General features: G+C 71.0%; 20 protein-coding genes and 1 pseudogene. 12 read left to right on the top strand and 9 right to left on the bottom strand.

All coding sequences use genetic code 11. The annotated features are described in order from the left end of the window. The first annotated feature begins 8 nt into the window (after positions 1-8). The 3 genes from ACFSKW_RS04415 (at position 9) to ACFSKW_RS04405 (ending at position 4932) form a co-directional block, all read left to right on the top strand. Positions 9-2870 (top strand): ATP-binding protein, encoded by a 2862-nt coding sequence (locus ACFSKW_RS04415; RefSeq protein WP_379569383.1) that lies wholly within the window; start codon positions 9-11, stop codon positions 2868-2870. A 126-nt stretch (positions 2871-2996) separates the two neighbouring features. Further along, a complete protein-coding gene (locus tag ACFSKW_RS04410; RefSeq protein ID WP_379569381.1) occupies positions 2997-4226 on the top strand; it encodes a MurT ligase domain-containing protein in 1230 nt (409 codons plus the stop codon). After that, positions 4216-4932, top strand: coding sequence for a type 1 glutamine amidotransferase (locus tag ACFSKW_RS04405; RefSeq protein WP_379569379.1), 717 nt, complete (start codon positions 4216-4218; stop codon positions 4930-4932). Before ACFSKW_RS04410 ends, ACFSKW_RS04405 begins: the two co-directional genes overlap by 11 nt. A gap of 66 nt (positions 4933-4998) precedes the next feature. Here ACFSKW_RS04405 and ACFSKW_RS04400 read toward each other — a convergent pair whose 3' ends face one another. Continuing rightward, positions 4999-5361: a DsrE family protein gene (locus ACFSKW_RS04400; protein ID WP_379569377.1), complete on the bottom strand. Its 363-nt coding sequence runs from the start codon at positions 5359-5361 to the stop codon at positions 4999-5001. Positions 5362-5505: 144 nt separating this feature from the next. On the opposite strand from ACFSKW_RS04400, the gene ACFSKW_RS04395 reads away from it, so the two are divergent. From ACFSKW_RS04395 to ygfZ, 4 genes are all read left to right on the top strand, one after another. Continuing rightward, a complete protein-coding gene (locus tag ACFSKW_RS04395; RefSeq protein ID WP_379569375.1) occupies positions 5506-5994 on the top strand; it encodes a heme-binding beta-barrel domain-containing protein in 489 nt (162 codons plus the stop codon). Continuing rightward, the gene (locus tag ACFSKW_RS04390; protein WP_379569373.1) at positions 5991-6287 is read left to right on the top strand and encodes a DUF2470 domain-containing protein; all 297 of its coding nucleotides are present in this window, start codon (positions 5991-5993) and stop codon (positions 6285-6287) included. The genes ACFSKW_RS04395 and ACFSKW_RS04390 overlap by 4 nt, the downstream gene beginning before the upstream one ends. Positions 6288-7420: 1133 nt before the next feature. Then, positions 7421-7840 carry a Fur family transcriptional regulator gene (locus ACFSKW_RS04385; protein WP_379569371.1) on the top strand — a complete coding sequence of 140 codons (420 nt, stop codon included), beginning with the start codon at positions 7421-7423 and terminating at the stop codon, positions 7838-7840. 4 nt (positions 7841-7844) lie between these two features. Next, positions 7845-8783 (top strand): CAF17-like 4Fe-4S cluster assembly/insertion protein YgfZ, encoded by a 939-nt coding sequence (ygfZ, locus tag ACFSKW_RS04380; protein WP_379569369.1) that lies wholly within the window; start codon positions 7845-7847, stop codon positions 8781-8783. Positions 8784-9347: 564 nt separating this feature from the next. On the opposite strand, the gene ACFSKW_RS04375 is transcribed toward ygfZ, so the two are convergent. From ACFSKW_RS04375 to dtd, 4 genes are all read right to left on the bottom strand, one after another. After that, positions 9348-9791, bottom strand: a complete 444-nt coding sequence (locus ACFSKW_RS04375) for a hypothetical protein (RefSeq protein WP_379569367.1) — start codon at positions 9789-9791, stop codon at positions 9348-9350. Positions 9792-9804: 13 nt separating this feature from the next. Continuing rightward, positions 9805-10449, bottom strand: coding sequence for a response regulator transcription factor (locus ACFSKW_RS04370; RefSeq protein ID WP_379569365.1), 645 nt, complete (start codon positions 10447-10449; stop codon positions 9805-9807). Continuing rightward, positions 10440-11663: a sensor histidine kinase gene (locus ACFSKW_RS04365; RefSeq protein ID WP_379569363.1), complete on the bottom strand. Its 1224-nt coding sequence runs from the start codon at positions 11661-11663 to the stop codon at positions 10440-10442. Before ACFSKW_RS04365 ends, ACFSKW_RS04370 begins: the two co-directional genes overlap by 10 nt. Before the next feature lie 79 nt (positions 11664-11742). After that, positions 11743-12168, bottom strand: coding sequence for a D-aminoacyl-tRNA deacylase (gene dtd / locus ACFSKW_RS04360; protein ID WP_379569361.1), 426 nt, complete (start codon positions 12166-12168; stop codon positions 11743-11745). Positions 12169-12898: 730 nt separating this feature from the next. Between dtd and ACFSKW_RS04355 the strand changes: the two genes are divergently transcribed. Next, complete coding sequence (locus ACFSKW_RS04355) at positions 12899-13810, top strand: asparaginase (protein WP_379569359.1); 912 nt, start codon at positions 12899-12901, stop codon at positions 13808-13810. 211 nt (positions 13811-14021) lie between these two features. On the opposite strand, the gene ACFSKW_RS04350 is transcribed toward ACFSKW_RS04355, so the two are convergent. Next, positions 14022-14606 carry an ankyrin repeat domain-containing protein gene (locus ACFSKW_RS04350; RefSeq protein WP_379569357.1) on the bottom strand — a complete coding sequence of 195 codons (585 nt, stop codon included), beginning with the start codon at positions 14604-14606 and terminating at the stop codon, positions 14022-14024. A gap of 268 nt (positions 14607-14874) precedes the next feature. On the opposite strand from ACFSKW_RS04350, the gene ACFSKW_RS04345 reads away from it, so the two are divergent. Together ACFSKW_RS04345 and ACFSKW_RS04340 are read left to right on the top strand one after the other, a co-directional pair. Further along, the gene (locus ACFSKW_RS04345; RefSeq protein WP_379569355.1) at positions 14875-15909 is read left to right on the top strand and encodes a sensor histidine kinase; all 1035 of its coding nucleotides are present in this window, start codon (positions 14875-14877) and stop codon (positions 15907-15909) included. Next, on the top strand, positions 15906-16526 hold the full coding sequence (locus tag ACFSKW_RS04340) for a response regulator (RefSeq protein WP_379569354.1): 621 nt from the start codon (positions 15906-15908) through the stop codon (positions 16524-16526). Before ACFSKW_RS04345 ends, ACFSKW_RS04340 begins: the two co-directional genes overlap by 4 nt. A 146-nt stretch (positions 16527-16672) precedes the next feature. On the opposite strand, the gene ACFSKW_RS04335 is transcribed toward ACFSKW_RS04340, so the two are convergent. Continuing rightward, positions 16673-18904, bottom strand: a complete 2232-nt coding sequence (locus tag ACFSKW_RS04335) for an ATP-binding cassette domain-containing protein (protein ID WP_379569352.1) — start codon at positions 18902-18904, stop codon at positions 16673-16675. Positions 18905-18906: 2 nt separating this feature from the next. Next, positions 18907-19545 (bottom strand): annotated as a pseudogene (locus ACFSKW_RS04330) (serine hydrolase domain-containing protein); the annotation flags it as partial. 269 nt (positions 19546-19814) lie between these two features. Between ACFSKW_RS04330 and ACFSKW_RS04325 the strand changes: the two are divergent. Further along, on the top strand, positions 19815-20156 hold the full coding sequence (locus tag ACFSKW_RS04325; protein ID WP_379569350.1) for a YciI family protein: 342 nt from the start codon (positions 19815-19817) through the stop codon (positions 20154-20156). Here the strand turns inward: ACFSKW_RS04325 and ligD are convergent. Then, complete coding sequence (ligD, locus tag ACFSKW_RS04320; protein WP_379569348.1) at positions 20144-21109, bottom strand: non-homologous end-joining DNA ligase; 966 nt, start codon at positions 21107-21109, stop codon at positions 20144-20146. The two genes, ACFSKW_RS04325 and ligD, sit on opposite strands and share 13 nt — an antisense overlap. Before the next feature lie 196 nt (positions 21110-21305). Between ligD and ACFSKW_RS04315 the strand changes: the two genes are divergently transcribed. Continuing rightward, on the top strand, positions 21306-22901 hold the full coding sequence (locus tag ACFSKW_RS04315; RefSeq protein ID WP_379569346.1) for a DUF2207 domain-containing protein: 1596 nt from the start codon (positions 21306-21308) through the stop codon (positions 22899-22901). Positions 22902-22907: the final 6 nt, after the last annotated feature.

Genomic DNA, 22907 nt, shown 5'->3' with positions numbered 1-22907 from the left:
GTAACGACGTGCTGAGTGGTCCGTGGTATCGGATCCGGTCCATCGCCGCGCCGGCGCGCTGCGCCTCGGCGGAGTCCGACTTCGTCGCCGTGCTGCCCGCTGTCCTGTCCGCCGCGCAGCGTGACAGCTCCTTCGTGATCGGCTGGGTGTCGCGCGGGGGCGGGGCCCCGCTCGAACTGATCACCAACGCGGGCCCGCTGACGCCGCGCGATCCCGTCGAGCCGCTGCTGTTCCCAGGAGGGGCGCGCGGCGAGCGGCTGGCGGAGGACTACCTGGCCGACCTCGCAGACCTGGTGTGGGTGCCGTGCCCGGGCCGGCAGGCGCCGCCGCTGGGCAACAGGCGGGAGGCCGGCCCCTCCGAGCCCACGCTGTTCGAGTCGACGCTGGTCACACTGATGACGCGGCCGTTCGCCTGGCTGGTGGTCGCCGAGCCCACCGGCCTGCTCGACACCGAGGTCGCCCACCTGCGCACCCAGCTCAACGTGCTCAGGCAGTACGGCGAGGCCTCCGAGCGCTCCAGGTTCGACGTCGAGCGCGCCGAGCGGCGCATGCAGGAGCTCGACGCCTTCCGCGAGGCGGGGCTGTGGAACGTCAGGGTGCTGGCGGGCGCGGCGACCCCCGAGGACCTGCGGCAGATCGCCCCCGTGCTGGTCGGCTCGGTGGAGCTGGGGCACCATCCCTACCGGATGCGCAGCGCCCTGCCCGCCGCGTGCACGCTGCGGGAGGCGCTCGCGGCGAGCATGCAGGACACAGGCGACGGCGCGGCCGTGCCGTTCGCGGCGACGGCGGGGACGCTGGCCGCGCTCGCCGGGCTGCCCAGGCGGGAGGTGCCAGGGGTGCGCGTGCTCGACGCCGGATACTTCGACGTGACCTCTGAGACCGCGGGCGAGCTCGACCTCGGAGCCATCCTCGACGGGCAGGACAGGGCCGTGGGCTCGTTCGGGGTGCCGCTCGCCACGCTCAACAGGCACGCCTTCGTCACCGGCGCGACGGGCTCGGGAAAGTCGCAGACCGTACGACACCTGCTCGAACGGCTCAGCGCTGTCAAGATCCCCTGGCTGGCCATCGAACCCGCCAAGTCCGAGTACGCCGCCATGGCGGGGCGCGTCGCCGAGCCGGTGACGGTGATCAACCCGTCGGCCCCCGACACGGTGCCGTTCAGCGTGAACCCGCTCGAACCCGAGCCCGGCTACCCCGTGCAGGCGCACATCGACATGGTGCGGGCGCTGTTCATGGCCGCCTTCGACGCCGAGGAGCCGTTCCCGCAGATCATGTCCATGGCCCTGCAGCGCGTCTACGAGGCCAACGGCTGGGACGTCGTCACCGGCGGTGCCGTACCCGGGTCCAAGGTGCCGCCGTCGGTGCCGACGCTGGAGCAGCTCCAGCAGCACGCCATGCACGTCATCCAGGAGATCGGCTACGGGCGGGAGGTCCAGGCCGACGTCGAGGGATTCATCTCGCTGCGGCTGCGGTCGCTGCGCGTGGGCTCGGCCGGCCGGTTCTTCGAGGGCGGGCACCCCGCCGACATCGGCGGGCTCCTCCAGCGCAACGTCGTGCTGGCCATCGAGGACGTGGCCAACGACGAGGACAAGGCGTTCCTCATGGGGACGCTGATCATCAGGATCGTCGAACACCTCCGGATGCGAGCCCGCCACGAGAAAGCCGGAAATCTCCGGCATGTGATCGTGATCGAGGAGGCGCACCGGCTGCTGCGCGACAGGGGCGCGGGTAGGGCGTCCACCCACGCCGTCGAACTGCTGGCGGGCATGCTGGCCGAGATCAGGGCCTACGGCTCAGGCCTCGTCGTGGCCGAGCAGATCCCCACCAAGCTCATCCCCGACGTGGTGAAGAACACGGCGCTGAAGGTCGTCCACCGGCTTCCCGCCGCCGACGACAGGGCCCTGGTCGGCGCGGCGATGAACCTCAACGACGAGCAGTCACGCCAGGTCGTCTCCCTGCGGCCGGGCGTCGCCGCCGTCTTCGCCGACGGGATGGACAGGCCGCTGCGCATCCAGGTGCCGCTCGGCGAGAGCAGGGAGCACGCCGTCGCGGGGCCGCCGCCACCCATCAGGGGACGCAGGTCCGCGGCGTGCGGGACGCAGTGCCGTACCGGGCAGGCCTGCACGCTGGTCGAGCTGCGGGAGGCCGATCTGCTCGCCGACGCGCCCGAATGGGCGTGGTTGCGGATCTGGAGCGACACGGTCGTCCTCGCCCACGTCAGCAACAGGCCGCTGCCCGGAGTGCCGCGCCACCTGGCGGGGACCTGGAACGAGCTGCCGGCGCGGCGCAGGGAATGCCTGCTGGCGACGCTGATCGAACGGGCCGTCAACCGGCGCGCGTGGTCGCTGCGCAGCTGGTTCGACCCCGCCCTGCTGACCGAGAAGGCGGCCGAGAGCGCGGGACGGCTGCTCGGCGCGGTCGAACCAGGAGGCGAGCGGCCGGGACCCTCGTGGGTCATTCCCCAGGTGCGCTGGCTGCACGAGGTCGAGAGGCTCTTCCCGTACGGCAGGCCCGCGCCCGACCTGCGCAGCCCCGCGCCGCCGATGGAGTACGCGCTGTTCAGCGGGGCCTCGGCCGGCGAGCTGCTCGGACATCGGGCCAAGGCGCTGCGGCACCACCCGCTGTCGATGGAGATGGACCACAACAGGGCCCTGGCCTGGCGGGTCATCCTCGGCGACGACGAGAACGCGGGCGTGGAGCGGGACATCGGGACCGTCGCCGTCGGAGTCGACCCCTCGGCGAGGATCAGGCACGTGGGGCAGACGATGGGTGCCGGCTGGCTGGAGGGCGTGCTGTCGTGGCCGCGCCGCTTCGTCCTCCCCTTCGACGGCGACGGCCCGGCCGAGATCGCCTTTCCCGACGTCTCCTAGCCGCATCCGGTGGCATCGAGCGGTGCCCGGCGTTCCCGCGGGTGCCGCTCGAACCCCCGGGCGAAAGGGCGACAGCGTCGTGATCGAGAGGTGACGGCCGACGCGGTTCGACTAGGATCGGTCAGCATGACCCAGCTTCCGCTGCGGGCCCAGCTCGCGAGTGCCCTGGGGCGCACCGCCGCCACCTTGTCGAGGGTCACCGGGCGTGGTGACGGGTCCGTGATCGGCGGGCGCGTCGGCCTGGTACTGGAGCCCGACCTGCTCAAGCAGCTGGCCAGGGACCGCAAGCTCGCGCTCGTCAGCGCGACCAACGGCAAGACGACCACCACCCGCCTCATCACCGCGGCACTGACCGAGCTGGGCGAGGTGGCCACCAACGCGTTCGGCGCCAACATGCCCGCCGGTCACGTCTCCGCGCTGTCGGCCAACAAGGCCGCGCCGTACGGCGTGCTCGAAGTGGACGAGAAGTACCTCCCCGAGGTGCTCGAGACCACCGGCGCGAGCGTCGTCTGCCTGATGAACCTCAGCCGCGACCAGATGGACCGTGCGGCCGAGATCTGGCTGCTGGCCCAGAAATGGCGCAGGGCGCTCTCAGGCAAGCCCACCCACGTGATCGCCAACTGCGACGACCCGCTGGTCACCTGGGGCGCCTCCACGGCCGCCAAGGTCACCTGGGTCGCGGGCGGGCAGCGCTGGAAGGAAGACTCCTGGAGCTGCCCCGAGTGCGGAGGCCCGCTCGACAGGAAGGGCGCCGACTGGGCGTGCCGCGAGTGCACCTTCCACCGGCCCGAGCCTCACTGGGTGCTCGACGACGACGCGGTGATCGACCCCCGCGGCGACCGCTGGGTGCTCGACCTGCAGTTGCCCGGCCTGGCCAACCGGTCCAACGGCGCGATGGCGCTGGCGGTGGCCGAGGCGTTCGGGCTGCACGTGCAGTCCGCGCTGCCCAGGCTGCGCGAGGTGACCTCGGTCGCGGGCCGCTACACGACCGTCCAGCGTGACGGCAGGGCGGCGCGGCTGCTGCTGTCGAAGAACCCCGCGGGCTGGCTGGAGGCGTTCGACGTCTCCGATCCCTCGCTGCCGATCATCCTGTCGGTCAACGCGCAGGGCCCCGACGGGCGTGACACCTCCTGGCTGTGGGACGTCGACTACCGCATCCTGCGCGGCCGTCCCGTCTACATCACCGGCGAACGCCGCCTCGACCTGGCGCTCAGGCTCGACGTCGCCGAGGTGCCGTTCCAGCTGTGCGGCAGCTTCACCGAGGCGTTCAACGCGATCCCGCCAGGACGGCTCGACGTGATCGCCAACTACACCGCCTTCCAGCAGATCCGATCGGAGTTCGGCCGTGCCGTCTGACAGCACCCTGCGCCTGGTTTGGATCTACCCCGACCTGCTCAGCACGTACGGTGACCAGGGCAACGTGCTCGTCCTGGAGCAGCGGGCCCGCAAGAGGGGCATCGAGGTCGAGACGGTCCACGTCCGCTCCTCCGACCCCGTCCCCGAGAGCGGCGACATCTACCTCATCGGCGGCGGCGAGGACAGGCCGCAGATCCTCGCGGCCCAGAGACTGCGCAAGGACGGCGGCCTCCACCGGGCGATCGCCCGCGGCGCGGCCATGCTGGCGGTCTGCGCCGGCTACCAGATCATGGGCAGCACGTTCGGCGGCGAGGAGGGCCAGCCCGTCGACGGCATCGGCCTGCTCGACATCGCCAGCTCGCGCGGGCCCGCCCGCGCCGTGGGTGAGCTGGTGGCCGAGGTCGACACCTCGCTCAACCTGCCGACGCTGACCGGGTTCGAGAACCACATGGGGGTCACCCACCTGGGCCCTGGCGTCAAGCCGCTGTCGCGGACGCTGGCCGGGATCGGCAACGGCGACGGGTTCGAGGGCTGCTTCGCCGGGCACGTCGTCGGCACCTACCTGCACGGGCCTGCGCTCGCCCGCAACCCGGCGCTGGCCGACCTGCTGCTCGGCTGGGCGACGGGCACCACGCTCTCGCCCATCGACGACTCCTGGTACGACCGGCTGCGCAAGGAGCGGCTCGACGCGGTCATGTCCCGCTGACACCTGCCGCCGCCGTTCGGAAGCCTGACGGCGGCGGCGCCGTAAGATCGTCGGTTGTGTGAGAGATCAGTAGACGAGGGCCTGGGCGCCCTCGGCGACGGCCTCCTCGACGAACGCGGGCGCTCCCGCGATCCGCACGCCCTCGATGAGGTCGTCGACGGTGATATCGCGCCTGGCCGCGCACTGGGTGCAGACCGTGACGCGGCCCGCGGCGAGCACGGCGTCGAGCAGGTCCTCCAGAGGAGCGGCGTGCGGCAGGCTGAACTCCTTGGCCTTGCCGGGGAGGGCGAACCACGACGCCTCGCCCGTCAGCCACAGCGAGACCGGGACGCCGCTGGCCAGTGCGGCGGCCGCGACCGTGAAGGCCTGGTTGCATCGCTCGGGGGCGTCGGCTCCCGCGGTCACCTTGATGACCAATGATCGTGCCATGTTCGTCAGCCTAGACCGATCTGCGCCGGACGTCCGCATCCGGCCGTTCTTCCCGAACAGCAGGCGTTCCACACGAATCGAACTACCCAGCCAAGGGTGTGGTCCCCGTCAGGGAAGGGCCAGGACGGCCTAGGCTTGCTTGACATGGAAGAACCTGAAGTGCATCCCGACCTCGAGCCGATCGCCTGGCTACTCGGCAGGTGGGAGGGCGCGGGCGTCGGCGGCTACCCGACGATCGACAGCTTCAACTTCGGCCAGGAGATCGAGTTCGGCCACAACGGCAAGCCGTTCCTGACCTACGTCAGCCGCGCCTGGCTGCTGGACGAGTCGGGCGCGAAGGTCCGCCCGCTGGCCACCGAGACCGGCTACTGGCGTCAGCAGCCCGACCGCCAGCTCGAGGTCCTGCTCGCCCACCCGACGGGCATCGTGGAGATCTACATCGGCGAGGTGGTGTTCCACAAGATCGAACTCCGCACGGACGTGGTCGCCCGAACCGGCACCGCGAAGGAGTACTCCGCAGGTCACCGCCTGTACGGCCTGGTCAACGGCAACCTCATGTGGGCCTACGACATGGCCGCCGAGGGTGTCCCGATGACCTCCCACATGTCCGCAGAGCTGAAGAAGGTGGCATGAGCAGCCCATTCACGCCGGACGTCGTCGAGGCGATCAAGCGTCACATGAACGACGACCACGCCGACGACGGCCTGCTGATCGTGCGCGCGCTCGGCGGACGTCCCGACGCGACGTCCGCGACGACCAGCGACGTGGACGCCGAGGCGATCGAGTTCACGATCGACGGGGGCGAGCGGGTGCGCGTGCCGTGGGGCGAGACACTGACCGAACGTCCCCAGGTACGGCTCGCGGTCGTCCGCCTCTACAACGAGGCCTGCGCCAAGCTCGGCGTCCCGCCGCGCGGCGAACACTGACGTCCCACGTTCCAGTACGGCACGCCGTGCTCCCACCAGGCCCGCCCTGCGAGCACGGCACGTCACCCCGTCGTGCCCTCCGAGAGCACGGCACCTCGACCTCCTGTGTCAGGGCCGATGGTGCGTCTGGAGGGCGGTCGCGCGTCTGGAGGGGTGGTCGTGCGCCGGGAGGTCGGTGACGCGGGGCGGCGGTCGTTCGGGGGACGTCCTGGGCCTGGGAGCGATGGTGCGTCTGGGGGGCGGTCACGCGGGGGCGACGGTCGCTCGAGTGACGTCCTGCGTCAGGGGCCGACGGTGCGGCTGGAGGGCGGTCGCGCGTCTGGAGGGGTGGTCGTGCGTCGGGAGGGCGGTGACGCGGGGCGGCGGTCGTTCGGGGGGCGTCCTGGGTCTGGGAGCGATGGTGCGTCTGGAGGGCGGTCGCGCGTCTGGAGGGGTGGTCGTGCGTCGGGAGGGCGGTGACGCGAGGCGATGGTCGTTCGGGGGGCGTCCTGCGTCTGGGCGCGACGGTGCGTCAGGAGAGCGGTCATGCCCTCGGAGACAGCCGCGTCTGAAGGCCGGGAACGCGTCCGGGGACGGGAGGCGCGTCAAAGGGGTCGCGGGATGGTGACGCGCCGAGGAATGGCCACGTGTCCCGGACTGTGCGTGCTCGCCACGGACGGACCGCTGAGCGACGGAAACGGCCGTGCCGTCAAGAAAGGCTTAGCCGTCACGAAGAAGGATGGGCCTGCAAGGGACGGGTTCTTAGGAAGAGACGAGTCCCCCGGAAGGGCGGGTCCCCAGGAAGAGGGCGGGTCCCCAGGAAAGGGCAGCTCTCAAGAGGGGCAGGTTCTTTCAGGAAATGGGAAAGGGCCCCGAGCTTGCTCCGCTTGGTACAAGCGGGCTGGACGGACCACAGACAGGGGCGAACCCCCTGCCTTCCAGCTGCTCGGAGCCCCGGTGGCTGCCTCAAATTCGCCTCTGCGGCGTGAGACCCCCAGACTCGGTCCGGATGGTTCCGCTGCTAGCGGACAGCCACCTCGCTAGCCCAACTATGAATCACCATTTCTTGGACCACCTCCTTTCCGCGTGCCTTCAAGCTATGTGGAGGGTTCGGTAACGGGCAAGCGATTATTGGTCGGCCGTAGACTCGAGTCATGACCGAGACCGCATGGCACGAGGAGCTCCGCGCCAAGGGCTATCGCGTGACTCCGCAACGGCAACTGGTCCTCGAGGCGGTCAAGACGCTGGGACACGGCACACCTGAGGAGATCTGCGCGAAGGTGCAGCAGACGGCTCGTGGGGTCAACATCTCCACCGTCTACCGCACGCTGGAGCTGCTCGAAGAGCTCGGCATGGTCACCCACACCCATCTCAACCACGGCGCGCCCACCTATCACCTGGCGACCGAGGCCGACCACGTCCACCTGGTGTGCCGCGACTGCGGCGAGGTGAGCGAGGTACGCCTGGAGCTGGCCGACGGGCTGGTCAAGGGCCTGGATGACGAGATGGGCTTCGAGACCGATGTCCGGCACCTGACCGTCTTCGGCCGGTGCCGTAACTGCCGGGTAGCCTGACGACATGCGTAGCCCTCTGCTTGATCTCCCCGGCGCCGTGGCGGCCGAGGCCCCCGACGCCGACGTCGCCGCCCACTACGGTGACCTGTTCGCCGAGCAGCGCGCGCTGCTGAAGGGCGAGGCGGTCGTCGACCGCAGCAACCGTGAGATCGTGCGGATCGCCGGAGTCGACCGGCTCAAATGGCTCAACGACCTCACCTCACAGAAGCTCGACAACCTGCAGCCGGGCGTGTGGACCCAGACGTTGGTCCTCGACCTGCAGGGCAGGGTGGAGCACCACCTGACGCTGATCGACGACGGCGAGGCCGTCCTGGCGCATGTGGAGCCGGGGGCGGCGGCCGCGTTGATCGACTATCTCGACCGCATGCGGTTCATGCTGAGGGTCGAGGTGTCGCTCGTGGAGGACTTGGCCGTCCTGTCGAGCGCCGACGGAGACGTCCTCGTGCCGCGCGCCGAGCTCGCCGACCATCTGGGCAAGCCGCTGGCCGGGCTGTGGGCCTACGAGGCGCTGCGCATCGAGGGGCACCGGCCGCGGCTCGGGCTCGACACCGACCACAAGACGATCCCTCACGAGGTGGGCTGGATCGGCGAGGCCGTTCACCTCAGCAAGGGCTGCTACCGCGGGCAGGAGACGGTCGCCCGCGTCCACAACCTGGGGCACCCGCCGCGCCGCCTGGTGTTCCTGCACCTCGACGGCAGCGTCGACACCCTGCCTCCGCACAACGCACCCGTGGTGCTCGACGGGCAGGAGGTGGGCTTCGTCGGATCGTCGGCCCGCCACCACGAGCTGGGCCCGATCGCGCTCGCACTGGTCAAGCGGACGGTGCCGGTCGACGCGCAACTGCTGGCCGGTGGCGTCGCCGCCGGTCAGGAGGTCATCGTGCCCCCGGACGCGGGTCGCAACGTCGCCATCGACCCGGCCCTGCGCCGCCGCATCCGCTGACGCTTCCCGAGAGTCCCTGGGCCCGGTATCCATCCGGGGCGCCGCCTCTGCTGGTCCGGGGCGCCGCCGCGTCGGCTGCCCGTCTGGGGCAGGCGTCCCCACGTCTACCGGCGTCGCGGGAGGTTCCGCGCCCGCTGGCCGCCCGGTGCCTGCCCGGTCCGGGGTCCGCGCGTTCTACCGGCCCTCCTGGGCGGTCGAGCTTTCGCTGGCTGTGGGGGGCGTGGCCGCTTCTGTCTGGTGACGGTCCTGGGGGTCCGCGCGTCCGACCGACGGTCCCGGACGGCCGGGCGTTCGTTGGTTGTCGGGGGCGTGGCCGCTTCTTCTGTTAGGTGGCGGTCTCGGGGGGTCCGCGTGTCCTACCGACCGTCGTGGGCGGCCGGGCGTCGTTGGTTGTCGGGGTCTGCCCGCTTCTGGTGACGTCTCGGGAGTCGCCGCGTCTGCTGTTCGTCCCGGGGGTGTGGCGTCCGCTGGTCGGCCGGGGAGCCGTCGCGTCCGTTCGAGGCTCTCGCGCGGTACGGCCGGCGGGCCAGTCAGGAGTGCGGTGGTTCGGCGGTTCGCAGGTGTCTATATCCCGTCGCACATCCCGCGTGGGCAGGTGAGCGTTCGTGGACGGCCGGTCAGGAGCACCCTTGTGCCGTTGGGGACCGCGAGGGTGTAGCTCGCGCCACAGCCTTTCGTGGCGCAGACGAAGGTGGCGCGAAGCCAGCGGCCGTTCCATGACTCGCTCTGTTCGCGGGCCCCTTCGGCCCAGGTGGACTCACGCCTGATCGTCAGATTGCTGCTCTGGCCGGGAACGACCCTGATGTCGACCTCGCCCGCCACGTCCACGTACACCTCGGGTGTGGTGATCCTGTAGACGCTCTGGGTGATCTCCTTCGTGGCGGTGGAGACCAGGGAGGTGTCCGCCGCCTCGTCGGGTGGGTCGACCCCGAAGCCGAACCCCATCCCCATGCCGACGATCGAGATGAAGGCGAACGCCCCACCCCCGATGAGCCACAGCCTGCGCATTGTCGAGCTCCTTTCAGACCTTCAGGAACCGCAGCACGGCGAGCACCCGCCGGTGATCCTTGTCGTCGGCGCCGGACAGGCCGAGCTTGGCGAAGATGTTGTTGATGTGCTTGCCGACCGCGCCCTCCGAGACGACCAGGGCCTCGGCGATGCCGTTGTTGGAACGGCCCTCCGCGATGAGCGAGAGCACCTCGCGTTCCCTGCGGGTGAGCTGGTCGAGCGGGTCACTACGGCCGCGCAGCAGCAGCTGGGCGACGACCTCAGGGTCGAGCGCGGTGCCGCCCGCCGCCACCCTTCGCAGCGCGTCGACGAACTCGGCGACGTCGGCCACCCTGTCCTTGAGCAGGTAGCCGACCCCGGTGGTCTCGGTGGACAGGAGCTGGCTCGCGTAGCGCTCCTCCACGTACTGCGACAGCACCACGATCGGCAGTCCTGGCCGCTGGCGGCGCAGGACGAGCGCCGCGCGCAGCCCCTCGTCCTTGTGCGAAGGGGGCATCCGCACGTCGGTGATGACCAGGTCCGGTTTGTGCTGCTCGACGGCGCGCAGCAGCTCCTCGGCGTCGGCCACCGCCGCCACCACCTCCATGCCCGCAGAGCCGAGCACCCACGTCAGGCCCTCTCTCAGCAGGACGGAGTCCTCGGCCAGCACTACTCGCATGGAAGCTCCACTTCGATCGTCGTCGGCCCGCCCGCAGGGCTGTCGATGCGCAGCCTGCCGTCCACCGAGCCGACCCGCTGGGCCAGCCCGCGCAGGCCCGTGCCGCGCTCCGGCGCGGCCCCGCCTTTCCCGTCATCATGTACGGCGAGCCGCAACAGCTCGCCCTTGCGGGTCACCGTGATCGACGCGTTGGCCGCCTCGGCGTGCTTGGCGATGTTGGCGAGCGCCTCCGAGACGACGAAGAACGCCACGGCCTCGATCGTGGGCGAGGCCCGGTCCTTGACATCGACGCTGAGCCGTACAGGGAGGGGAGCGCGGGCCGCGAGCCCGGACAGGGCCGCGTCGAGGCCCTCGTCGGTGAGGACGGCGGGGTGGAGGCCGCGCACGAGGTCGCGCAGCTCCTTCAACGCCTGCTTGGCCTCCTCGTGAGCCTGGGCGATCACCTGGCTCGCGGGTTCGGGCAGGTCGGTGAGGGTGGCGCGGGCCATGCCGAGGTTCATGGCGAGCCAGACCAGGCGCTGCTGGGTGCCGTCGTGAAGGTCACGCTCGATGCGGCGGCGCTCGGCGTCGGCGGCGTCGATCACCTCGGCGCGGCTCTCCTGCAGGGTCTCCACCCGCTGGGCGAGCTCGTCACTGATGCTCGGGCCGAGCAGCGCCTCGCCCGCGATCACGTCCACCCAGGTGAAGGCCCTCGCCACCAGCGGCCCGGCGAAGAACAGCCCGAGGGCGATCACCGCGAACAGCAGGCCCAAGCCTTTGTTGGGCGAGAAGTCGAGGGTGCGGATCGACAGGACGGCCATGCCGACGGTGCCGCCCCACGTGATGAGCAGCGCGCCCGACCCGAGGCCGTTGAGCAGCGAGCACAGCAGGTGGTAGGCGATCTGCCGCCAGGTGCTGAGCGCCTTCGCCTGGCCGATCAGCCACTTGACCGGGTTGCGGACGGGCGGCGACGGCGGGAGGGGCGGAATCCGCAGGTCCAGATAGGCGGCGAAGCGGGCGCGCTGCAGGGCGGTGAAGTGCGGGATCAGCCAGAACAGCGCGGCGACCGCGACCACGGGCACGACCACGGTCCAGACCAGCAGCACCGCGGCGGCCAGCAGGGCGACGATCGCGCCGGCTGTGAGGAGCCCGGTGAGCAGGCCCATCGCCACGTGAAGCGTGCGCAGCCAGGTCGCCGCTCCCCAATGGGCGCGGATCCGATGCCAGATGGTCATGCGTCAACCGTAGAGAGGCCGGCGCGGGGCGGGGAATGGGCGGACTACCCCGGAAAGGGGTGGGGCTAGCACTACCGTTTCACAGGTCGATGACCAGGGTGATCGGGCCGTCGTTGAGGAGGGAGACCTTCATGTCGGCGCCGAAGCTACCGGTCTCGACATGAGCGCCGAGCGACCTGAGCTCGTCGATCACCGCCTGGACCAGCGGCTCGGCGACCGGGCCCGGCGCGGCGGCCTGCCAGGTGGGGCGCCGGCCCTTGCGCGTGTCGCCGTAGAGGGTGAACTGGCTGATGACCAGCAGCGGGGCGCCGACGTCGGAGCAGGACTTCTCACCGTCGAGGATGCGCAGGCCCCACAGCTTGGCGGCCAGCTTGCGTGCCTCGGCGGGGGTGTCGGTGTGGGTGACGCCCACCAGGACCATCAGGCCCGGCTCGTCGATCGCGCCGACCGTCTGGCCTTCGACGACGACGGAGGCGTGGCTGACCCGCTGCACGACTGCTCGCATGACACCCCATTCTGTCCCACCTCACGGCCCCCAGGTGACGGTCGCCGTCGCTTCGGGGCAGCACCGACTCGGGCGCGGCGCTCGCCGTCGACCCACGGGTGATCTCTGGTCGCGGATGTGGCGGTCGCCGTCGTCTTCGGGGGCGGTCCCTGGTTGCGGGGTGGCGTCATCCCGGTGGTGGCCGCCATTTTCGGGGTGGAGGTCGCCGTCGTCCCCTGGGTGGTCGCCGATTTCGGGAGTGGCGGTTACCGCCGTCCGCGGGTGGTTTCGGGGTGGCGGCCGCTGCCGTCTCCGGGATGCTCTCCGGTCTCGGGGTGGCGGCCGCTGTCGTCTCCAGGCAGCTTCCGGTCTCGGGGGCGAGGTCGCCGCCGTCCCAAGGGCGTCTCCGGTTTTCGGGAGCGGTGTGCCAGGATCCGGGGGCAGCGGTCGACGGCTCCGTCGGCTCCGGTTTCCGCCTCGACGGTCGCCGGCGGCGCAGGTCGTGTCCTGGTTCGGGGTGACGGTCGCCGGTGTCCCGGGTCGTGTCCTGGTTCGGGGTGGCGGTCGCCGGTGTCCCGGGTCGTGTCCTGGTTCGGGGTGGCGGTCGTCGTTGTCTCCGGGAGACTTCTCCGGTCTTGGAGGGTTCGGTCGTGCGGGAACGGGATGCCGCCTGGGGCCGGTTCTTCGGGGGTGCGAGGCGTCGGTCACGGAGTGCGGCCACGGCTAGACTCATCGGCGAAAGGGAGGGGAAATGTCGCTTGTTGTGGAGGTTGTCCGTTCCGGGTTCGTGGAGTCCACGCACCAGGCCCGGATGCTGGCGGTGTCCGCCGACGGAACGCCGGTCCGCGCGCACGGTCCCGTCGACGCGCTGGCCTCGCCGCGTTCCTCGATGAAGCCACTGCAGGCGCTCGGCATGCTGCGCAGCGGGCTAGACCTGGACGGCGAGTTGCTCGCGCTGGCCTGTGCCTCCCATTCGGGCGAGCCGTACCACGTCGACGGAGCCAGGAAGATCCTCGCCGGTGTGGGACTGGACGAGAGCGCCCTGCTCTGCCCTGAGGACTATCCGGAGGACAGGTCCGTGCCCACCAAGGCGCGGATCTTCATGAACTGCTCGGGCAAGCACTCGGCCATGCTCGCGACCTGCGTCGTCAACGACTGGCCGCTGGAGACCTACCTGGAGCCCACGCACCCGTTGCAGCGGGCGATCAGGGAGACCGTCGAGGAGCTGACGGGCGAGCGGGTGGCCGCCACCGGCGTGGACGGCTGCGGCGCGCCGCTGTTCTTCGTCTCGATGGTCGGGGTGACGCGCGCGTTCAGGGCGTTCCCGCTGGGGGAGCAGGGCTCGCCCGAGCGGCGCGTCTACGAGGCGGTGACCGCCCACCCCGAGTGGACGTCGGGTACCACCCGGCCCGAGGCCGCGCTGATGCGGGCGGTGCCCGGGCTGATGGTGAAGGTGGGCGCCGAGGGGTTCGACGCCTTCGCCTTCGCCGACGGCCGCGCGGGGACCGTCAAGATCGAGGACGGGTCGTCGCGAGCCCGCGTCTCCGTGACCGTGGCCGCGCTGCGGGCGCTCGGGCTCGACGCGCCCGAGTTCGACGCGCTTGCCGTCACGCCGCTGCTCGGCGGTGGCCACCCCGTCGGAGAGGTACGGCTGCGCGCCTGACGGCCTCATGAGAGCCCGCCACGCGCGGGCGGCCGACGGCCTGCGAACAGGGTGGCCGATGGCCTGCGAGCAGGGTGGCTGACGGGCCTGCGAGCAGGGTGGCTGACGGGCCTGCGAGCAGGGTGGCCGATGGCCCGCGAGCAGGGTGGCTGACGGGCCCGCGAGCAGGGTGGCGGTGGGTCGGCGCCTGTCGCGGGGCTCATGGGGCGGCTCAGGCGCGACGGAGGATCTCGGCGACCTCCCGCTGACCCTTCTCCTCCGCGTGCCGCAGCGCGGTCACCCCGTTCGCGTCGGCCAGGTCGGGGTCGGCGCCCGCGGCGAGCAGCAACCTGACGATCTCCTGGTACGGCCGGCTCCCGTCGCCGAGGATGACCGCCTCCAGCAGCCCCGTCCACCCCAGGTCGTTGACGTGGTCGACGGCGATCCCCGTCTTGAGCACCTCGCGCACGTAGTCGACGTGGCCCCGCTCGCAGGCGGGGATGAGGGAGATCCCGCCGTAGCGGTTCCTGATCGTCAGGTCGGGGTGGGCGGGCAGGAGGGCGCGCATCATGGCCACGCTGCCCGTCACGCCGGTGACCAGCCACGGGGTGTCGTGCTGGGCGTCGAGGGCGTTCGGGTCGGCGCCCGCGGCGACCAGGATCTCGGCGACCTCCACGTGGTCGGCGGCGCTGGCCAGGAGCAGGGCGGTGCGCCGCTGGCTGTCGCGCGCCTCCAGGTCGGCGCCCTCGGTGACGGCCTCCCTGACGGCGGCGGCGTCCCCTGAGGCGGCGGCTGTGAGCAGTTGTCCGTTGAACACAGTTGATCCTTTCATGCCAGGTCGCGCCGGTGACGGACGGGCTCCGGGGCCGGTGGTCCTGGGTGAAGGGTCCTGGGTCGCGCAGGCGGCCAGGCCGAGCTGGAGCGCCGCGGCCAGGATGATCCTGCGGCTGGGCTGCGTGACCGGGTCCATACCGTGAGCCTGCCTCTCCTGAAGCGGGAGGTCGTCGCACGGCCGGTGGAACTCGGGGAAGAAAACGGCTGAGCCGTACGTCAACCGAAGGGTTGATGCGAGGACAGGAGGAGTGGTGGAGCGCGTCTGGCTGAACAGGGCCATGCACGTGGGATTCTTCCTGCTGCTCGCCGCCTCGGCGTCCAGGCTGCTGTTCAGGCACGGGCTCAACCAGGAAAGCATCCGCAACGTGAGCCTTGCCGCCGGTCTCGGCGTCGTCTACGCGGCGGGCGTGGTGTTCTGGCGCCGGCTGGGTCATCGTGGGCGGCTCGCGTGGCTGGTCGTGGTGCTCCTGTTGTGGCTCGTGCTGGTCGAGCTCGCGCCGTCCTTCTCGTGGTGCGCGATCCCGCTGTTCTTCGTCTGCCTGCGCCTGCTGTCCCCGCCGCTGACGATCGTGGCCGCGACCGTGCTGACCGTCGCCGTGATCGTCGCCCAGATCTACCTGGCCGACAGCTTCGACCCGAGCCAGGTGCTCGCGCCGGTCGCGGTCGCGGCGATGACCGTGGTCATCTTCTGGGAGCTGCGTCGCGCGGGCATCCTGGAGGAGAGAGAACGGCTCAGCAGGGAGATCCACGACACGATCGCCCAGGGTCTGACCAGCCAGCGCATGCTGTTGCAGGCCGCCGACAGGGCCTGGGAGAGCGATCCGGGGCGGGCCCGCTCCTACCTCCGCCAGGCCATGGCCCAGGCGGGCGACAACCTGGAGGAGGCGCGGCGCTTCGTCAGGGACCTCGGGCCCGCCGACCTGGCCGGGCGGTCGCTGCCCGACGCGCTCAAGGCGATCAGCGACGACTTCCGCCAGGAGGGGGTGGAGTACCCTCTCGATCCGAAGACGCAGGCCGTCCTGCTGAGGGTGGCGCAGGGGGCGCTCGCCAACGCGCGCGAGCACGCCCACGCCGACAGGGTGGTCGTCACGCTGTCGTATCTGGAAGGCGAGGTCACGCTCGACGTGTTCGACGACGGAGTCGGCTTCGACCAGGCCGTCCCCGGCCCAGGGCGCGGGTACGGCCTGCGCGGCATGCGGGACAGGCTGGCGGAGGTCGGCGGCAGCCTGGTGGTGGAGAGCGTGCCGGGCGAAGGCACGGCCGTCGCTGCGAGGATTCCGTCGTGAAGCTCTTCCTGGTCGACGACCATCCCGTGGTGCGGGCGGGGATCGCGGCGCTGGTCGGCGGCGAGCCCGACATGGAGATCGTCGGAGAGGCGGGCACGTCGCAGGACGCGGTCAGGGGGATCGCGCTCAGGCAGCCCGACGTCGTGCTGATGGACCTGCAGCTCGGCGAGGGCCCCGACGGGGTGGAGACCACGCGGCTCGTTCGCGCGCTCCCGCACGCTCCGCAGGTGCTCGTGCTGACCACCTACGAGACCGACGCGGACATCGTCAGGGCCATCGACGCCGGCGCGACCGGTTACGTGCTCAAGGCCTGCCCTCCCGACGAGCTCTTCCAGGCGATCAAGGCGGCGGCCAGGGGCGAGACCGTGCTGTCGCCGAAGGTCGCGACGCGGATGATGCGCCGCATGCGCGACCCCGGCCCGGCCCTCACCACCAGGGAGATCGAGATTCTCGAGCTGCTGGCCAAGGGCGTGGGCAACAAGGAGATCGCCAGGGCGCTGTTCATCACCGAGGCGACCGTCAAGACCCACCTGGTCCACGTGTACGGCAAGCTCGGCGTCGACACCCGCACCGCGGCCGTCGCCGCCGCGGTAGAACGCGGCCTGATCCGGCGCTGACCCGAACGGCCCAGCCAGGGCCAGGCGGTCCTCCCGGCGCCCCCGTACGGGATGCCCCGCGGACACCCAGGACGCGCCCGCCGGGCGCCCGGGGATGTCCGAGGGACACCAGGGACGCCCGGCGAAGGAGGAGCGCAGGGAAGACGTCAGGTGCGGTAGCGGCGCAGGTACTCGCCGGTCAGTGACTCCGAGGAGGCCAGCAGCTCGGCCGGGGTGCCGGTGAAGACGATCTCGCCGCCGTTCTTGCCGCCGTCGGGACCGAGGTCCACGACCCAGTCGGCGTGCTGGACGACGTCGAGGTTGTGCTCGATGACCACGACCGTGTTGCCCGCGTCCACCAGCCGGTCCATCAACGCCAGCAGCGTGTCGACGTCGGACATGTGCAGCCCGGTCGTCGGCTCGTCCAGGACGTACACGCTGCTCGTCCGGTTGAGCTGGAGAGCGAGCTTGAGCCGCTGGCGCTCGCCGCCCGAGAGGCTGCTCAGCGGCTGTCCCAGCGTCAGGTAGTCCAGGCCGACGTCGATCAGCGAGTTCAGCTTGGACTTCAGCGCGGGCTCGGTGAAGAACGTGACGGCCTCCTCCGCGGGCTGGTCGAGCACGTCGGCGATCGACTTGCCGCGAACCGTGTGGGAGAGGACCGACTGCTTGAAGCGGCGGCCCTCGCAGCTCTCGCAGTGGGTGGTGACCGGATCCATGTACGCGACCTCGGTGATGATCACCCCGCGTCCCTGGCACTCCTCGCACGCGCCGGTGGAGTTGAAGCTGAACAGTCCCGGCGCGACCCCGTTGGCCTTGGCGAAGAGCTTGCGGATGGGGTCCATGAGGTCAAGGAAGGTGGCGGGGGTGGAGCGGGAGGACGCGGCGATCGCCGACTGGTCGACGAAGATGGCGGAGGGGTAGGCGGCCATGAACTCGCCGGAGATCAGCGAGCTCTTGCCTGAGCCCGCCACTCCGGTGATCGCGGTGAGGACTCCCGTGGGGATGTCCACCGAGACCTTCTTCAGGTTGTGCAGGCTCGCGTCCCTGATCGGCATGGATCCGGCGGCCTGCCGTACGGACTGCTTGACCTGGGTGGAGCGGCGCAGGCCGTGTCCTGTGAGGGTCTCGGCCTCGCGCAGCTCGGCGACCGTGCCGGTGAAGACGATCTCGCCGCCGTGGACGCCCGCGCGTGGGCCGACGTCCACGATGTGGTCGGCGATGGTGATCACGTCGGGGTCGTGCTCGACGACCAGGACCGTGTTGCCCTTGTCGCGCAGCGCCCTGAGCAGGTCGTTCAGGCGGCCGACGTCGCGGGGGTGCAGGCCGACGCTGGGCTCGTCGAAAATGTAGGTCATGCCGGTGAGCGCCGAGCCCAGGTGCCTGACCATCTTCAGCCGCTGGCCCTCGCCACCCGACAGGGACGTGGTCGCGCGGTCGAGCGAGAGGTAGCCGAGGCCGATGTCGGCGACCCGCTGCAGGGCCTCCTTCGCCCCCGCAGCGGCGGCGCCCTCGAGGCCGTCCAGCACCTCGATGAGGTCGGTGACCTGCATGCGGGCCCAGTCGGCGATGTTGCGCCCCTCGATGCGGGTCTCCAGCGCCGCGGCGTTGAGCCGGTCGCCCGCGCAGTCGGGGCAGGTGCCCTCGGTGAGGAAGCGCTGCACCTGCTCGCGGGTCCGCTCGCTCAGCGTGCTGAGGTCGCGGGTGACGCCACGCCTGGTGAAGCGGTCGACCAGGCCCTCGTACTCGGCGCTGAACGTGCCGTTCTTCATGGTCAGCTCGATCTTGACGCCGTCGCCGTGGAGGAGCGTCCGCATCTCCTCGGCGGTGTAGTCGGCGAGCTTCTTGGTCACGTCGAGCTCGGGGTGCTTGCCGTACATCTGCCACTCGAGGCCGCCGACCTTGTAGCCGGGCAGCAGGATCGCGCCCTCCTCCAGCGACTTGGCCGGGTCGAGCATGAGCGAGACGTCGGCCCTGATGGTCCTGCCGATGCCGTCGCACGACGGGCACATGCCCTGCGGGTCGTTGAAGGAGTAGGCCGAGACGTGGCGGCCGCCGGCCCTGGCGAACATCGCCCTGATCATGCCGTACACGTCGGTGATCGTGCCGACCGTGGAGCGGGCGTTGCCGCCGATGGGTTTCTGGTCGACGATCACCGGCGTGGTCAGGTTGTCGATCACGTCGGCGTGGGGCCGCTCGTACTTCGGCATCTGGTTGCGGATGAACCAGGAGTAGGTGCTGTTGAGCTGCCGCTGGGCCTCGACCGCGATGGTGTCGAAGACGATGGACGACTTGCCGGAACCCGAGACCCCGGTGAACACCGTGATCTGGTTCTTCGGGATGGTGAGGGAGACGTCCTTGAGGTTGTGCTCGCGGGCGCCGACGATCCGGATGCTGTCCATGTTCACCTGTTGAAGACGAGGTCGGCCGTGCTGAAGTCACCGGCCGAGTGGCGGTTCTTGGTCAGGGCGTAGGCGGTACGGCTGGCGGTGTCGGCGAACGCGATCGTGCCCCCGCTACCGTCCCATCCGAACATAGTGGCCGAATTCAGCGTCTGGGTCATCATTTTGATCGAATAGCCGAGAGATCGCGTCACCGGCACACCGATCACCTCGTCCATGCCGTCGACCGCCACCGAGGTGATCCCCCGCAGAACGGTGTCCGAGACCAGCCCGTCCATGAGCGCGGCGTACATGCGGGCGATCGCGCGCGCGGAGAACGTGCCGCCCGCGTTGCCCGGCTCCCACCACGGCTTGGCGGCGGCGATAGCGGCGCACATCCCGTCCCGGTCGCACAGGTCCTCCGGCGTGGTGCCCGCGGGCACGCCCGGCACGCCGGTGGAGTGGGTGAGCGCGTGCCGTACGGTCGCCGCCTGCTTGCCGTGCGCGCCGAACTCGGGCCACACCTCGGCGATCGGCGTGTCATAGGACAGGACCCCGCGGTCGACGAGGACGTTGACGACGGTCGCCGTGACGCCCTTGCCGGTGGAGGTGCTGTGGACGAGGGTGTCGGAGGTCATGGGCCGCCCGGTGGAGGGGTCGGCGGCGCCCGGCCAGGTCCGCGGCCGACGGCTCGGCCGGCCACTCGCCGCGCTCGGCCGGCAGGTGCTCCCTCAGCACGGGGCGGGCCGCTGCAGCGCGCTCTTCACCGCCGGCACGGCGATGTCGAGCGCGTCGGCCGTGGGGCGCCTCACGCGGTCGCGGCTCGCGTGGGTGCGCCCTGAGGAAGTCGAGGCAGGCGTTCGTGGCGATCGCAGCTCGCGCCTGTGAGGAGCTCGCCGAAGCCGTTCACGCCCTCAGTATGGTGTCCGTCATGAAGTACATGATGATCATCTACGGCAACAAGGAGCTGTGGGAGTCGGTCCCCAAGGAGGAGTGGCAGTCGACGATCGCCGCCTTCGACGCCTTCGTCGACAAGCACAGGCGGACCGGCGAGCTGCTCGGCGCGTACGGCGTGGCCGACGCGGCCCAGGCCAAGATGGTCAGGACGACCACGGGCGCGCCCGTCGTCACCGACGGCCCCTACCTGGAGTCCAAGGAGTACCTGGCCAGCTGGTACCTCCTCGACGTCGACAGCGAGGAGCGGGCCCTCGAACTCGCCGCCGAGCTGCCCGCCGACCAGGTCGAGGTCTGGCCGATCCTTCACGAGGCCTGAGAGATCCGCACGTCCTCCGGCCCCTTGTCCTCCCGCAGTCCGCGCCACGAGGGGTGCCTGATGCGCCCGTCCGCTGTCCACTCGGCGTAGCGGACCTCCCCGACCATGACCGGCTCCACCCAGTGCGCGCCGCGCGCGTGCTCGGGCGGCACCCCGAGCACCGATGGATCCGGCCTCTCCAACGGTCGCAGCCGCGCGCCCAGATCGGCCAGCGCGCGCTCGGTGAATCCGGTCCCCACGTGCCCCGCGAAGACCAGTCGGCCGCTCTCGTCGTGCACACCCAGCAGCAGGGAGCCGATCATCCCGGCCCTCCTTCCTTCGCCGGGCTTCCAGCCGCAGATGATGACCTCCTGGTTCTTGAAGTTCTTCACCTTGGTCCAGTCGGCCGAGCGCTGCCCCGGCCGGTAGGGCGAACCGAGCCGCTTGGCCACCACGCCTTCGAGGCCGAGCGACTTGCTCGCCTCCACCGCCTCCGTGCCCGCCCCGCGGAACCACACGGGTACCTGCCAGCGCGCCCCCGGCGTGACCGTCTCCTCCAGTAGCAGTCTCCTGTCCGTGTACGGCAGGCCGGCCGCGCTCACCGCGTCGATGTGCAGCAGGTCGAACAGCATGAACGTCACCGGCACCGACCTGACCAGCTCGGCGATCTTCACGGGGTTGCGCTGGTGCATCCGCGGCTGCAGGGCGCCGAACGAGGGCCTGCCCGAGGCGTCGAAGGCGACGATCTCGCCGTCGAGGACCACGTCGTGGCCGCCCACCGCGCCGCCCAGCATGAGCAGTTCGGTGTAGGCGACGGTGATGTCCTTGTGGTTGCGCGAGATGAGGCGGACCGCCCTGTCCTCGACGTAGGCCAGGGCCCTGACCCCGTCCCACTTCATCTCGTAGGCCCACTCGCCGGCGACCGGCAGCGATCCGGGCTTGGCGAGCATCGGCTCGTAGGAAGGCAGTGCCATCAGCACACCTCCTGCGTGGGCGCGGCCCAGGAGACGCGCGCTCCCGGCGTACCGACGATGAAACCTCGTCCGCGGCCGCGCGTACAGGGCCGCCGCCCGGCGCCGTGGTGTGCCGACAATCCCCGAACCATCACATTCCCCCTGGTCAGGGCCTACCCATTCAGAGCGTCTGCGCCAACCGCTACGATCGGCCGCCATGACGGGTATCAGGGTCGCCTTGGCCGTACTCCTGCTTGGAGCGCTCCCCATGACGGCGCCATCGGGGGCGCTCACCGACGAGGTGACGATGGAGCTCGGCAAGGGCGGCGTGCTCCACGTGAGCGAGAAGATCAGTGGGGCGGGCGGCGAGGTCAAGCGGACCTTCCTGAGCCGCACCCGCTTCGACGACTCCTTCGACCGGCTCTACCGGATCTCCAACGTCAAGGGCGGCACGCTCTCGGGCGACGTGCTCACGATGAAGGGCGACGGCACCGTCACCTACGACGTCACCGGCGCCGTCACCCAGGCCGGCGGCAACGAGGAGCTGCGCTGGTTCGCCGTCGGCGGCTGGGACGCCCCCGTGGAGAAGGCCACGGTCAAGGTCACGGGCCCCGCCTCGATCCAGAACCTCTCGTGCTTCGCGGGCGACCTGACCTCCGCGATCGGCTGCACCTCCGCGTCCATGGACCACACGGGCTCGCGCGCGGACTTCGAGCAGCAACGGCTCAACGCGGGCCAGGCGCTGACCGTCGTCGTCGGCTTCCCCAAGGGCGCCAGCGGCGGCGAGCCCATCCTGGAGCGGCGCTGGACGCTGGCCTCCGCCTTCACGGTGGACCTGGTGACGGGCGGCGCGCTGGCGGGCCTGCTGGTCCTGCTGCTGGGCGGGCTGGGCCTGCTGTGGTGGACCCGCGGTCGCGACGCCCGCGTCGTCGGCCACGAGCAGGGCGCGGTCGCCGCCGTCCAGGACGGCCACTTCACCCCGCCCGACGGGGTACGGCCCGGCCAGATCGGCACGCTGATCGACGAGCAGGCCGACGTGATCGACGTCACCGCCACCATCGTCGACCTGGCGGTGCGCGGCTACCTGCGCATCGACGAGCAGCCCCGCCAGGCCTACGACGCCCCCGACTGGCTGCTGGTCAGGCTGCCGAACGCGCCCGTCGGCTCGCTCATGCCGTACGAGCGGGCGCTGTACGACGCGATCTTCGACGGGCGCGACACGGTGCTGCTGTCGCAACTGTCCGGCTCCTTCCACGCCCACCTCGGCAAGGTCCGCGACGCCCTCTACACCGACGTCGTACGGCAGGGCTGGTTCGCCCGCCGTCCCGACGCCGTCCGCACCAGGTGGACCACCATCGGCGTCGTCCTCTGCTTCGTGGGCGTCGCGGCGACGGTGGCGCTGGCCTGGTTCACCACGTACGGCCTGCTCGGGCTGGCGGTCATCATCGCAGGGGCGGCCATGGCGGTGGGCGGGCAGTCGATGCCGGCCAAGACCGCCAAGGGCTCGGCCGCGCTGGCCCACACGCTCGGGTTCCGGCAGTACCTGCTGACGGGCGACCTCGGCAGCGTGCCCGAGCAGCACAGGGTCGAGTTGTTCTCCCGCTACCTGCCGTACGCGGTGATCTTCGACGGGGTGGAGCACTGGTCCCGGGTGGTCGCCTCGGTGACGGGCAACGGGCAGGAGGCCGACAACCTGTACTGGTACCACGGGCCCGCGGAGTGGGACCTGTCGAAGTTCGCGGGGTCGATGCGCACGTTCACGACCACGACCTCGGGGGCGATCTCCTCCACCCGCCAGTTCCGCTCCCTCTGAGCCGCT

Source organism: Nonomuraea mangrovi (genome assembly GCF_042681425.1).
Taxonomy (GTDB): Bacteria; Actinomycetota; Actinomycetes; order Streptosporangiales; family Streptosporangiaceae; genus Nonomuraea; species Nonomuraea mangrovi.
This window is presented reverse-complemented; position numbering and strand designations above follow the sequence as displayed.